This window comes from Testudinibacter sp. P27/CKL/0425 (assembly GCF_052931395.1).
On the sequence record NZ_CM128801.1, the window covers coordinates 675048 to 688558 of the forward strand.

The following is a 13511-nucleotide window of genomic DNA, read 5'->3' on the forward strand; positions in this document are numbered from 1 at the left end:
TTCGCCAGAAGAAGATAAATTTTAGTGATGAAAAAGAGGGGTTATCTATGATGACAAAAGAACAGGGCGTACGTTATCTGAGCGATACGATTGCCAAATTTGTAGGTGTTACCGGCAAAATCCTGCCGGATGACGTGATGCGCAAATTAAGCGAGCTGCGTGAACAAGAGCAGGAACAACTTCCCAAAATTATTTATGGTGCGATGTTCCAAAATCAGGATTTGGCGGCAAAACTAAACCGTCCGAGCTGCCAAGATACGGGGGTTATTCAATTTTTCGTCAAGTGCGGTGCAAACTTTCCGTATATCGGCGAACTGGAAGCATTACTGAAAGAATCGGTGATTCAGGCAACCAAAGATGCGCCATTGCGCCACAATAGCGTGGAAACGTTTGACGAATACAACACCGGCAAAAATGTCGGCAAGGGTACGCCGAGCGTATTTTGGGAAATTGTGCCGGACAGCGATAAATTGGAGCTGGACACTTATATGGCCGGCGGCGGCTGTTCCCTGCCGGGGCAAGCGAAAGTGCTGATGCCGGGCGAGGGTTACGAAGGTGTTACCCGCTTTGTGATGGACATTATGACCAGCTACGGTTTGAATGCCTGCCCGCCATTGTTAGTCGGCGTCGGCATTGCCACCTCGGTGGAAACGGCGGCGGTGTTGTCGAAAAAAGCGCTGTTCCGTCCGCTAGGGCTGCACAATGAAAATGAAAAAGCCGCATCGATGGAAAAACTCCTCGAGGATGGAATCAATAGCATCGGATTAGGGCCGCAGGGCTTAAAAGGCAAAATGTCGGTAATGGGCGTACATATCGAAAACACCGCGCGCCATCCGTCGGTGATCGGCGTCAGTGTGAATGTCGGCTGTTGGTCACACCGCAAAGGACACATTATTTTTGACAAAGATCTGAATTACACCATTACTTCACTCTCAGGAGTGACATTATGAGCGAGAAAAAAATTCTGACGACACCGATTAGTGCGGACGATTTACAGGATATCAATGTCGGCGACATTATTTATCTGAACGGCTATCTCGTCACTTGCCGCGATGTGGCACACCGTCGCTTGATCGACGAAAAACGCCCGTTGCCGGTGGATATCGACGGCGGTTCTATTTTACACGCAGGTCCGATTATTCGAGCTTTGGGCGAGGACAAATATGAAATGGTATCGGTCGGCCCGACCACCAGTATGCGGATGGAGAAATTTGAAAAAGAATTTATCCGACAAACCGGCGTTAAGTTGATTTTAGGCAAAGGGGGAATGGGCAACGGCACGATGGAAGGCTGTCGCGATTACAAAGCGTTGCACTGCGTGTTTCCTGCCGGTTGCGCCGTACTGGCGGCTGAATGTGTGGAAGAAATTGTCGATGCGCAATGGAAAGATTTAGGAATGCCTGAAACCCTGTGGGTGTGCAAAGTGAAAGAGTTCGGGCCGTTAATCGTGTCGATTGATACTCACGGGCGCAATATTTTTGAAGAAAACAAAATCGAATTCAACCAGAAAAAAGAAGCCGCGATAGAAGAAATTTGCGAACACGTCAGTTTCATCAAATAATCGCCGCATAAAACCGCACTTGGTGTTTTTTCAGCACAAAGTGCGGTTTATTGTTATACTCGCCAGCATTAACCATGCGCAATCAGGAGAACAGAATGACATTCAAACAGGCAATCGGATTTGGAGTGGCTGGCAATTTTGCAGGGCATTTGGAACAAGCGGGCGAAGCCGCCGATTTCAAACAGGTGGAAGTGCAAGAGGCGCATCAACCGAAAGCGATTTTTCCGTTTTATGTACCGCACTTGGGCGACAGCTTTTTGGCGACCTATCCGCTTTCTGCCACCATGTTGCGTTTTCCGCAAGATGCCGACAATTTGCAGATTGAGCCTGAAGTGGCGATTGTGTGCGAGGTGGAATATGACGCCGAGCGACGGGTGACCGCACTTCGTCCGACAGTGTTCGGTGCATATAACGACTGCTCGATTCGCCGCCCGAATGCCAATAAAATTGCCGACAAGAAAAACTGGGGCACAGAAACCAAAGGCTTATCAGCGGATTTAATTGCCTTGGACGGCTTTGAACCGGGCTGTAATTTGGATCACTATCGCATTGCTTGTTTTCACCGGCGCGGCGATCAATTCAATATTTACGGCGTCGATAGTCCGACTACCGGCTATAGCTATTTCCACCAAAAGCTGCTGGATTGGATTGTTGACCGCATGAATAATCAGCCTGATCAAGGCCCGATGCACCCGATTGCATCGCTGTTGGCACAAGCGGATTATCCAACCCAAGCGGTGATCAGTATTGGTGCTACGCGTTACACCGAATTCGGTGAAACGAATTTCCTGCAACCGGGCGATGTCAGCATGGTGGTGGTGTATAACAGTCGGCGACACAGCGCCGAGCAAATTATTGAAATGGCGAAAAAACAGCAGTTTAATGGCGATTTATCGGCATTAATCCAGCAAGTTGTTTAATTTTTTGCGATCCGCATTCCAGAAATTTAGGGCAAATTCCCGCAACTCGCCGGAGCAACGATAGACTGACCGCACTTTGACTTTTTACGCGAGGTGATTGTGCGTCAGATCTTTATTGTATTGCTGTTAATTCTTGGGGTTATTCCGTATATTCCGGCGAAAGCGCCGGATTTGATGTTGCTGCAGGAATATCAGGGCGAACCACTGGACGGTTGGCTGATGAGTGAAAAATTAGACGGTATCCGAGGCTTTTGGGACGGACGGCAGCTTGTCAGTCGTAACGGCAATCCGTTGAATCCGCCGCCTTATTTTATACAACAGTTCCCACCGTTTGCGATTGATGGCGAGCTGTTTTCCGCGCGCGGCGAATTTGAGCGGATCGCTTCTATTGTGCGCAGCTCGCAAGATCGCGGCTGGCACCAGCTGAAACTGTATGTTTTCGATGTACCAAATGCCGACGGAAATTTGCCGCAGCGCCTGCAACAATTGGCGGATTATTTGCAGCAAAATCCGAGTCCGTATATTGAAATTCTTCCGCAATATCCGATTCAAAGTAAACAGCACGCCGAAGCCTTTTTAGCGGAGGTTGAGGCGCTGGGTGGCGAGGGGATTGTGGTTCGCAATCCGAATATACCTTATCAAGCTCAGCGCAGTTCGCAGATCCTCAAATTTAAAACCAAGCAAGATGAAGAGTGCGAAGTGATCGCTCATCATCCGGGTAAAGGGCAATTTTCACAAATGCTAGGTGCGGTGAGTTGCCGTAATCAGCGTGGTGTTTTTCGGATTGGATCGGGATTTAAAATCGCGGATCGGCAAAATCCGCCGCCGATCGGCAGTCTGATCACCTATCAATACCGTGGGTTGACCAAGAACGGTTTACCGCGCTTTGCGACTTTTTTACGTCGAAGAGCGGATGTTTCGTTGCTTAAATAAGCAAAAGTGCGGTTTTTAGCCTAAAAAACCGTCAGGTAAATAAAAAATCAAAAAAACTTTCAAAAGGGGCTTGCAAAGATTTCGTGAATGTCTATAATGCGCACCTCACAACGACGCAGTGATGAACGAAAGGTTCAAGTCGTTGTGTTGTTCTTTAACAATTTATCAGACAATCTGTGTGGGCACTTGTGCAAGACATTGGTATGAAAATTTTAAATATTAAAGTCTTAATGAGTGCTGAAGTAAATTTATTTTAGGTCAGATATTCATTGAGCGATTGAACTTGAATTGAAGAGTTTGATCATGGCTCAGATTGAACGCTGGCGGCAGGCTTAACACATGCAAGTCGAGCGGTAACAGGGGGGAGCTTGCTTCCTTGCTGACGAGCGGCGGACGGGTGAGTAATGCTTGGGGATCTGCCTTATGGAGGGGGATAACGACGGGAAACTGTCGCTAATACCGCGTAGTATCGAGAGATTAAAGTGTGGGACTTTTCGGAGCCATGCGCCATAAGATGAACCCAAGTGAGATTAGGTAGTTGGTGGGGTAATGGCCTACCAAGCCCGCGATCTCTAACTGGTCTGAGAGGATGACCAGTCACACTGGGACTGAGACACGGCCCAGACTCCTACGGGAGGCAGCAGTGGGGAATATTGCGCAATGGGGGCAACCCTGACGCAGCCATGCCGCGTGAATGAAGAAGGCCTTCGGGTTGTAAAGTTCTTTCGGTGATGAGGAAGGGGCTAATTTTAATAGGGTTAGTCATTGACGTTAGTCACAGAAGAAGCACCGGCTAACTCCGTGCCAGCAGCCGCGGTAATACGGAGGGTGCGAGCGTTAATCGGAATAACTGGGCGTAAAGGGCACGCAGGCGGATAGATAAGTGAGATGTGAAATCCCCGAGCTTAACTTGGGAACTGCATTTCATACTGTTTATCTAGAGTATTGTAGAGAGGGGTAGAATTCCACGTGTAGCGGTGAAATGCGTAGAGATGTGGAGGAATACCGGAGGCGAAGGCGGCCCCTTGGACAAATACTGACGCTCATGTGCGAAAGCGTGGGGAGCAAACAGGATTAGATACCCTGGTAGTCCACGCTGTAAACGATGTCGATTTAGGGGTTGGGTGTATATCTGGCTCTTGTAGCTAACGCGTTAAATCGACCGCCTGGGGAGTACGGCCGCAAGGTTAAAACTCAAATGAATTGACGGGGGCCCGCACAAGCGGTGGAGCATGTGGTTTAATTCGATGCAACGCGAAGAACCTTACCTACTCTTGACATCCAGAGAATCCTGTAGAGATACGGGAGTGCCTTCGGGAGCTCTGAGACAGGTGCTGCATGGCTGTCGTCAGCTCGTGTTGTGAAATGTTGGGTTAAGTCCCGCAACGAGCGCAACCCTTATCCTTTGTTGCCAGCGATTCGGTCGGGAACTCAAAGGAGACTGCCGGTGATAAACCGGAGGAAGGTGGGGATGACGTCAAGTCATCATGGCCCTTACGAGTAGGGCTACACACGTGCTACAATGGCGTATACAGAGGGTGGCGAGTCAGCGATGATGAGCAAATCTCTTAAAGTGCGTCGTAGTCCGGATTGGAGTCTGCAACTCGACTCCATGAAGTCGGAATCGCTAGTAATCGCAAATCAGAATGTTGCGGTGAATACGTTCCCGGGCCTTGTACACACCGCCCGTCACACCATGGGAGTGGGTTGTACCAGAAGTAGATAGCTTAACCTTCGGGGGGGCGTTTACCACGGTATGATTCATGACTGGGGTGAAGTCGTAACAAGGTAACCGTAGGGGAACCTGCGGTTGGATCACCTCCTTAGTAGATTGATGTGTTGTATAGGTGTTCACACAGATTGTTTGATGATGAAGAGAAGAGAGATAACAGAATATCGTGTTATGGTCGGAGTCCCCATCGTCTAGAGGCCTAGGACATCGCCCTTTCACGGCGGTAACCGGGGTTCGAATCCCCGTGGGGACGCCATAACACGATGTTGTTGAAATCGTATTGTTCTTTAAAAATTTGGACACAAGCTAAAAACTGAAGAGAACTCAAGCGAGTTGTTTTTGATGAATGAAAGTTTATTGAAGATAACATCGTAAGAGCTGAGTAATCGAGAAATCGAAGGACTTGTTGAGTGATAAAAGGCACTTGATAGGTCAGCGTAGGGAAACTTACGCACGAGTCAATTGAGACAGCGTCAGGGATGAAAACTCTTGAGGTTGTATGGTTAAGTGACTAAGCGTGCAGGGTGGATGCCTAGGCAGTCAGAGGCGAAGAAGGACGTGCTAATCTGCGAAAAGCGTGGAGGAGTTGATAAGAAGCGCTATCACTCCACGATATCCGAATGGGGAAACCCAGTGGGTGAAGAACCCACTATCAACACATGAATCCATAGTGTGTTGAGGCGAACCGGGAGAACTGAAACATCTCAGTACCCCGAGGAAAAGAAATCAACCGAGATTCTGTAAGTAGCGGCGAGCGAACGCGGAAGAGCCGTTAGTGATAGCGATGGAATTAGGAGAATGTGCTGGGAAGCACAATCGTAGAGGGTGATAATCCCGTATCCGAAGATTCCATTGTGGTACTAGGCTAACAACAAGTAGGGCGGGACACGAGAAATCCTGTTTGAAGATGGGGGGACCATCCTCCAAGGCTAAATACTCCTGACTGACCGATAGTGAACCAGTACCGTGAGGGAAAGGCGAAAAGAACCCTGGTGAAGGGAGTGAAATAGAACCTGAAACCCTGTACGTACAAGCAGTGGGAGCCTCTTTAATGGGGTGACTGCGTACCTTTTGTATAATGGGTCAGCGACTTATATTATGTAGCGAGGTTAACCGAATAGGGGAGCCGAAGGGAAACCGAGTCTTAACTGGGCGAGTAGTTGCATGATATAGACCCGAAACCCGGTGATCTAGCCATGGGCAGGTTGAAGGTTGGGTAACACTAACTGGAGGACCGAACCGACTACTGTTGAAAAAGTAGCGGATGACTTGTGGCTGGGGGTGAAAGGCCAATCAAACCGGGAGATAGCTGGTTCTCCCCGAAATCTATTTAGGTAGAGCCTTAGATGAATACCTTCGGGGGTAGAGCACTGTTTCGGCTAGGGGGTCATCCCGACTTACCAACCCGATGCAAACTGCGAATACCGAAGAGTAATATCTAGGAGACACACGGCGGGTGCTAACGTTCGTCGTGGAGAGGGAAACAACCCAGACCGCCAGCTAAGGTCCCAAAGTACTAGTTAAGTGGGAAACGAAGTGGGAAGGCTTAGACAGCTAGGATGTTGGCTTAGAAGCAGCCACCATTTAAAGAAAGCGTAATAGCTCACTAGTCGAGTCGGCCTGCGCGGAAGATGTAACGGGGCTAAAACTAGTCACCGAAGCTGCGGCATCAGGCGTATCACTAATACGCCTTAAGCTTAACAACTTACGAGTGGAATGAGTAAGTTGGTCAAGCCCTTTAAACGTTGAGACGGTATGCTGTTGAATCGGCGTGAGGAAGGATTATTAGTGATACGCCTGTTGGGTAGGGGAGCGTTGTGTAAGCGGAAGAAGGTGTATTGAGAAGTATGCTGGACGTATCACAAGTGCGAATGCTGACATAAGTAACGATAAAGGGGGTGAAAAACCCCCTCGCCGGAAGACCAAGGGTTCCTGTCCAACGTTAATCGGGGCAGGGTGAGTCGGCCCCTAAGGCGAGGCTGAAGAGCGTAGTCGATGGGAAACGGGTTAATATTCCCGTACTTGTTATAAGAGCGATGTGGGGACGGAGCAGGTTAAGTGAGCCGGGTGACGGAAGTCCCGGTCCAAGCGTGTAGGATGGATGATTAGGCAAATCCGGTCATTTAAATCAGAGGCGTGATGGGGAGACTCTACGGAGTCGAAGTTGCCGATACCACACTTCCAGGAAAAGCCGCTAAGCTTATCTTATAATAAACCGTACTGAAAACCGACACAGGTGGTCAGGTAGAGAATACTCAGGCGCTTGAGAGAACTCGGGTGAAGGAACTAGGCAAAATAGCACCGTAACTTCGGGAGAAGGTGCGCTGATGGTAATTGAAGTCCTTATCGGATGGAGGTGAAGTCAGTCGAAGATACCAGCTGGCTGCAACTGTTTATTAAAAACACAGCACTCTGCAAACACGAAAGTGGACGTATAGGGTGTGACGCCTGCCCGGTGCTGGAAGGTTAATTGATGATGTGAGAGCATTTGATCGAAGCCCCAGTAAACGGCGGCCGTAACTATAACGGTCCTAAGGTAGCGAAATTCCTTGTCGGGTAAGTTCCGACCTGCACGAATGGCGTAATGATGGCCAGGCTGTCTCCACCCGAGACTCAGTGAAATTGAAATCGCCGTGAAGATGCGGTGTACCCGCGGCTAGACGGAAAGACCCCGTGAACCTTTACTATAGCTTGACACTGAACATTGAATTTTGATGTGTAGGATAGGTGGGAGACTATGAAGTAGCAACGCCAGTTGTTATGGAGTCGTTGTTGAAATACCACCCTTTAAGGTTTGATGTTCTAACACAGACTGCGGAACGTGGTCGTGGACAGTGTCTGGTGGGTAGTTTGACTGGGGCGGTCTCCTCCCAAAGCGTAACGGAGGAGTACGAAGGTTTGCTAATCACGGTCGGACATCGTGAGGTTAGTACAATGGTATAAGCAAGCTTGACTGCGAGACGGACATGTCGAGCAGGTGCGAAAGCAGGTCATAGTGATCCGGTGGTTCTGAATGGAAGGGCCATCGCTCAACGGATAAAAGGTACTCCGGGGATAACAGGCTGATACCGCCCAAGAGTTCATATCGACGGCGGTGTTTGGCACCTCGATGTCGGCTCATCACATCCTGGGGCTGAAGTAGGTCCCAAGGGTATGGCTGTTCGCCATTTAAAGTGGTACGCGAGCTGGGTTTAGAACGTCGTGAGACAGTTCGGTCCCTATCTGCCGTGGGCGTTGGAGAATTGAAAGGGGCTGCTCCTAGTACGAGAGGACCGGAGTGGACGCACCGCTGGTGTTCCAGTTGTTTCGCCAGAAGCATTGCTGGGTAGCTACGTGCGGAAGAGATAAGTGCTGAAAGCATCTAAGCACGAAACTTGCCTTGAGATGAGTTCTCCCCGACTAAGAGTCGGTAAGGGTTGTTTAAGACTAAGACGTAGATAGGCGGGGTGTGTAAGTGTAGTGATATATTGAGCTAACCCGTACTAATTGCCCGAGAGGCTTAACCATACAACGCTCAAGGGTTTTTGAGTTGAGGATAGAGTCAACTAGAGAACCTGATAAGAAAGAGTTTTTGAAGAGATTAGCTTGTGACCGAATAAAGAATAGCGTGACGCACGAAAGAATAGATACGAAAGTATAGATAAGTACGAACGAACAAAATGACAATCAAGCCGAATTATTCCGGCGGCGATAGTGCAGTAGTCCCACCTGATTCCATGCCGAACTCAGAAGTGAAATGCTGTAACGCCGATGGTAGTGTGGGGTCTCCCCATGTGAGAGTAGGACACCGCCGGATTTTATATAAGATAGCCCCTGTATCGAGAGATGCAGGGGTTTTTGTTTTGGGGAAATAAAAAACGGCAAAGGCAGAAGGCATCGTAGAAAAATAACAAAAATACCTATTATTGAAACGATCTACCGGCATCTCAGTCCCTCCCTCTAATTTTATTTCGCTATTGAATGCGTTTTTTAACATCAACAACTCTCTTTTTTAGGCGTATAGTGGATTTGAAAATATCATTAAAAGGAGAATCAAAATGCTGAAAAGTCGTTTAGAGGTAACCGAACAAATTATTGCAAATAAAGCGGCGAAAGGTTTGAAATGGGCGGATATTGCGAGCAAACTTGGATTAAGCAAAGAGTGGGTGACCGCGGGATGCTTAGGACAAATGGCTTTTAGCGCAGAACAAGCCAAACTAATTGCTGAATTTTTTGAGCTGGATAGTGAGGCGGAAAAATGGTTACAAACTGTCCCTTACAAAGGCGGCTTGCCGACGGCAGTGCCGAGTGATCCGTTATTATACCGACTATATGAAGTCGTTAGTGTTTACGGCCCGGCGATGAAAGCGCTGATCCATGAAGAGTTTGGCGATGGTATTATGAGTGCAATAGATTTCTCCATGGATATCCAACGTGAAAGTCATCCGGCAGGGGATCGGGTTAATATCGTGATGTCGGGTAAATTTTTGCCATATAAAGCGTTTTAATAATAATCACCATACTAAATAAACAAAGTAAACCAGCCGGTTATACCGGATTGCCGAATTAATTGGGCAATCCAGTGTAACCGGCTTCAAGTGATTAGCATAACTTAATCACTATGATGTTATTGCCAGTTTTTTAGTTTGGATGTTTTGCCGATACCCGGATTAAAGCTGTTGGTCGGATCTAAATCACGATAGAATTTTTTCAGTTCCGGTTTGGCATGATACAAATGGCCAACGTTATGTTCTGCCGGATATTGCGCGCCGCGTTGATCCAATAATGCCAACATCTGTTCTTCTAATGCCACCGGATTTGATCCTTTCTTCGCAATATAATCCTGATGAAATACATGACACATAAAATGTCCGTAATACAGTTTATGGATAAATTGCTGATTTAGCTCTGTCGGCAGGATTTCAAACCAGTCTTGATCATTGCGCCGCAGCGCCACATCGAGTGCCACAATGTCTTCCACTTCTTGATGATGAATAATGCGATAGCGAACGGCGGCACCCGCCACGGCAAAGCGGTGTAGCATTGCCGCTTGTGACTCTTCCGGATTGCAAACAAAAAAATCGCCGCTGTGCTGGCTGAAATAATTCTGCAAAAAAGTTTTGGCTTCACCAATCCCGTCGCCTGCCATTTTAAGAATCAAATGATGTTCATATTGATCGCGATAGTCGCGCATTTTTTTCGGCAGATGTTGCGGCAATATTTTACTGAGCAATTGCAGGCTTTTATCTGCCATATTTTCCGGCAAAAACCGCACTTTGTTACAAATTCGGTCGACTTTGTTTTTCAGGCTGAACAGTTTTGGCAGATTGTTGGTTCCCAACTTTTTAATCGCCCAAAACGTATCTTTGCCATAAATGGTAGCGACATCAAACGCCTCGCGGTGGATATATTCGCCGGAAACCGGCAGCGATTGAAAACGGCTTAAAATATGACGGCGAATATTGTTGAGTTCCGCGGTATTATTGGTGCCGATATAAAATACCTGAGTATTTTTCTCCAATGGGAAAGTATCTAAACGCACGGCAAACACCATAAGTTTACCGGCACAGCCGGACGCTTCATATAAGCGGCGACTGTCGGCATTGAAGCGGGCAGGAGTATCGGCGTCGATTTGGCGCACATGGTTGCAATAGCTGTGATCGTGCCCCTGACCTGAACCGCTCTTGATGTCGGCGTCTTGGTAGCGTTTCTGTTCCAAGCGCGCCAAAATTTCTTCCGGCTCTTTACCCAGATCCACGCCTAAATGATTGACTAAATGCAATTCCCCGTGTTGATCTAATTGTGCAAACAGCGCCATTTCAGTATAGGCAGGCCCACGTTGCACCAATGCTCCGCCGGAATTATTACACACGCCACCCAATACCGATGCGCCGATACAAGAGGAACCGATCACCGAATGGGCTTCACGTTGGTGTTTCAGTAAGATTTCTTCTAGCTTGAATAAGGTGCTGCCTGGTAGGCAGATCACCTGCTCTGCTTGGTTGATGACTTGAATTTGATCGATGCGTAAGGTATTGATAATCACAATGTCACGATCATATTGATTGCCGTCGGGCGTGGAGCCGCCGGTCAAGCCGGTGTTGGCGGCTTGGGTGATCACAATCACGTCCGCTTTGACGCAAGCCTGCAGAATTCGCCATTGTTCGACCAACGAACCGGGAATTGCCACCGCCAACGCATCGCCGTTGCCGAAGCGAAATCCCTGGCGATAAGGCAAAGTGCGGTTTGGATCGGTGAGCAGATATTTCTCGCCGACAATCGTTTGTAATTGCTGAATCAGTGAGCTTTGTTTTTGGTTATATGATGCCATTGATTTTTCCTTAGAATACGAAAACGGGGTCGAATCAGTCTATACCGATTAAGCGGAAATAAACAGCGCAGAGCGCGTGCTTGCGCCGGTTTTTTGCTGGAATTGCGACTGATCTTTTATAAAATAAAAAAAAGTTTTGAACCTGTAATAAAATATGGTATTTATGTAAGCTACAAATTTAGACAGATTGGTACTGTGGTATGAAACATATCGGCATGATTAGCATTATTCTCAGCGTGGTGATTATTAACACCGCCAGCGAGCGGTGTGCTAATTAGTCGGTGCCAGCCTGCGAACAGCATAACCCTCGCTTAATCAGCGGGGGTTTTTTGTTATTGGCAGTCGATAAGCTGCAAATGTGGTTACGAGGAAAAAATGAACGGAGCGAGATTAGTTACCGAAAGTTTGAAAGCGCATCTGGTCGATGTGATTTTCGGCTATCCCGGCGGCGCGATTATGCCGGTATACGATGCGATTTATGACTCAGGGTTGGATCATCTGCTCTGTCGTAATGAACAAGGGGCTGCGATTGCGGCAATCGGCTATGCACGTTCCAGTAAAAAAGTCGGGGTGTGTATTGCCACTTCCGGACCGGGGGCGACCAATTTAATCACCGGGCTTGCCGATGCGCTGCTCGATTCCGTGCCGGTTGTGGCGATCACCGGACAAGTTGCCAGCCCGTTTATCGGCACCGATGCGTTTCAGGAAATTGATGTGCTCGGTTTGTCGCTCGCCTGTACCAAACAAAGTTTTATTGTGCAAAATATCGACGAACTGCCGCTGATTTTAGCGCAAGCGTTTCAGTGCGCACAAAGCGGGCGCCCCGGACCTGTCTTAGTCGATATTCCGAAAGATGTGCAATTTGCCCCAACCACAGCGCAGCCGATCGTGCTCCCTGTTGAGCCAGCCCCCGCGCAACAAGCTGACGGATTACAACAAGCCAAAACCCTGCTACAACAAGCTAAACGCCCGGTGTTATACGTTGGCGGTGGTGTAGGCATGGCAAGTGCGGTGCCGGCATTGCGTCGCTTTCTGCAAGCCAGCCAAATTCCGTCGGTTTCTACCATTAAAGGTTTGGGCGCGATTGAGGCGGACAGCCCGTATTATATGGGGATGGTCGGGATGCACGGTACTAAAGCTGCCAACTATGCGGTGCAGGAAAGTGATTTGTTGGTGGTGTTCGGTGCGCGGTTTGATGATCGGGTAACCGGCAAACTCGACACGTTTGCGCCGCACGCCAAAGTGATTCACGCTGATATTGACGTAGCGGAAATTAATAAACTGCGCTGTGCTGATGTGGTGTTGCGTGGCGATTTATCACAAGCGTTTGACGCACTTGCGCAGCCGCTGGCGATCGCCGACTGGCAGCAGGATATTCTGCGTTTGAAGCAAGATTTCCCATTTGTTTATCCAAGTAATGAAGGGCAAGATAGCATTCACCCGTGGACACTGCTGAAAACCCTGTCCGAGCTCAAGCCGCAAAGTGCGGTCGTCACCACCGATGTCGGACAGCACCAAATGTGGTCGGCACAACATATGTGCCATTTTCAGCCGGAAAACTACATCACCTCCGCCGGACTCGGCACCATGGGCTTCGGTTTACCTGCGGCGGTCGGCGCACAAAAGGCACGTCCGAATGATACCGTGATTTTAGTGACCGGCGACGGCTCGTTTATGATGAATGTACAGGAGCTGGGCTCGATTAAACGCGCGAAGTTGCCGATTAAAATCTTGTTATTAGACAATCAACGTCTCGGCATGGTGCGCCAATGGCAATCGCTATTTTTCCATGGTCGCCACAGCGAAACCATTTTGGACGACAACCCTGATTTTGTCACGCTGGCTTCGGCGTTTGGCATTCAAGGCGAGCGCATTGAACACGGCTCACAAGTGCAAGCGGCGTTGCAGCGCTTATTAAACAGCGAGGGCAGCTATCTGTTGCACGTCTGCATAGATGAAGACGAAAACGTGTGGCCGTTAGTGCCGCCGGGGGCGAGCAACGAAACCATGTTGGAAGACATTGGCGTATAAAGTGCGGTTTGAAGCCGAATACGA

7 protein-coding genes, 1 tRNA gene and 3 rRNA genes are annotated in these 13511 nt (G+C 48.6%); 10 read left to right on the forward strand and 1 reads right to left on the reverse strand.

The window, feature by feature from the left end; translation table 11 throughout:
- Positions 1–47: 47 nt before the first annotated feature.
- The 9 genes from ttdA (at position 48) to cynS (ending at position 9633) form a co-directional block, all read left to right on the forward strand.
- Positions 48–950, forward strand: coding sequence for a L(+)-tartrate dehydratase subunit alpha (gene ttdA, locus ACUHGC_RS03385; RefSeq protein WP_446834269.1), 903 nt, complete (start codon positions 48–50; stop codon positions 948–950).
- Complete coding sequence (gene ttdB, locus ACUHGC_RS03390; protein WP_446834270.1) at positions 947–1561, forward strand: L(+)-tartrate dehydratase subunit beta; 615 nt, start codon at positions 947–949, stop codon at positions 1559–1561. Before ttdA ends, ttdB begins: the two co-directional genes overlap by 4 nt.
- A gap of 95 nt (positions 1562–1656) precedes the next feature.
- Positions 1657–2481, forward strand: coding sequence for a DUF5718 family protein (locus tag ACUHGC_RS03395; RefSeq protein WP_446834271.1), 825 nt, complete (start codon positions 1657–1659; stop codon positions 2479–2481).
- A 93-nt stretch (positions 2482–2574) separates the two neighbouring features.
- On the forward strand, positions 2575–3414 hold the full coding sequence (locus tag ACUHGC_RS03400) for a DNA ligase (protein WP_446834272.1): 840 nt from the start codon (positions 2575–2577) through the stop codon (positions 3412–3414).
- 285 nt (positions 3415–3699) lie between these two features.
- A 16S ribosomal RNA gene (locus ACUHGC_RS03405) occupies positions 3700–5240 on the forward strand.
- 86 nt (positions 5241–5326) lie between these two features.
- Positions 5327–5402, forward strand: a tRNA-Glu gene (locus tag ACUHGC_RS03410).
- A 245-nt stretch (positions 5403–5647) separates the two neighbouring features.
- Positions 5648–8653: ribosomal RNA gene (locus ACUHGC_RS03415) — 23S ribosomal RNA — on the forward strand.
- Between the two features lie 173 nt (positions 8654–8826).
- Positions 8827–8942: ribosomal RNA gene (rrf, locus tag ACUHGC_RS03420) — 5S ribosomal RNA — on the forward strand.
- Together the 16S, 23S and 5S rRNA genes with 1 tRNA gene alongside form the textbook arrangement of a ribosomal RNA operon.
- 241 nt (positions 8943–9183) lie before the next feature.
- Positions 9184–9633: a cyanase gene (cynS, locus tag ACUHGC_RS03425; protein ID WP_446834273.1), complete on the forward strand. Its 450-nt coding sequence runs from the start codon at positions 9184–9186 to the stop codon at positions 9631–9633.
- Positions 9634–9752: 119 nt separating this feature from the next.
- Here cynS and dld read toward each other — a convergent pair whose 3' ends face one another.
- Positions 9753–11456, reverse strand: coding sequence for a D-lactate dehydrogenase (dld, locus tag ACUHGC_RS03430; RefSeq protein WP_446834274.1), 1704 nt, complete (start codon positions 11454–11456; stop codon positions 9753–9755).
- A 375-nt stretch (positions 11457–11831) separates the two neighbouring features.
- Here dld and ilvG point away from each other — a divergent pair, with 375 nt between their 5' ends.
- Entirely contained in the window at positions 11832–13487 is a 1656-nt protein-coding gene (gene ilvG / locus ACUHGC_RS03435) for an acetolactate synthase 2 catalytic subunit (RefSeq protein ID WP_446834275.1), read from the forward strand.
- The last annotated feature ends 24 nt before the right edge of the window (positions 13488–13511 follow it).

Excerpts from the sequence above, each read along its gene's own strand:
- ttdA (WP_446834269.1), top strand. The coding sequence starts at position 48 with ATGATGACAAAAGAACAGGGCGTACGTTATCTGAGCGATACGATTGCC.
- ttdB (WP_446834270.1), top strand. The coding sequence starts at position 947 with ATGAGCGAGAAAAAAATTCTGACGACACCGATTAGTGCGGACGATTTA.
- ACUHGC_RS03395 (WP_446834271.1), top strand. The coding sequence starts at position 1,657 with ATGACATTCAAACAGGCAATCGGATTTGGAGTGGCTGGCAATTTTGCA.
- cynS (WP_446834273.1), top strand. The coding sequence starts at position 9,184 with ATGCTGAAAAGTCGTTTAGAGGTAACCGAACAAATTATTGCAAATAAA.
- dld (WP_446834274.1), bottom strand. The coding sequence starts at position 11,456 with ATGGCATCATATAACCAAAAACAAAGCTCACTGATTCAGCAATTACAA.
- ilvG (WP_446834275.1), top strand. The coding sequence starts at position 11,832 with ATGAACGGAGCGAGATTAGTTACCGAAAGTTTGAAAGCGCATCTGGTC.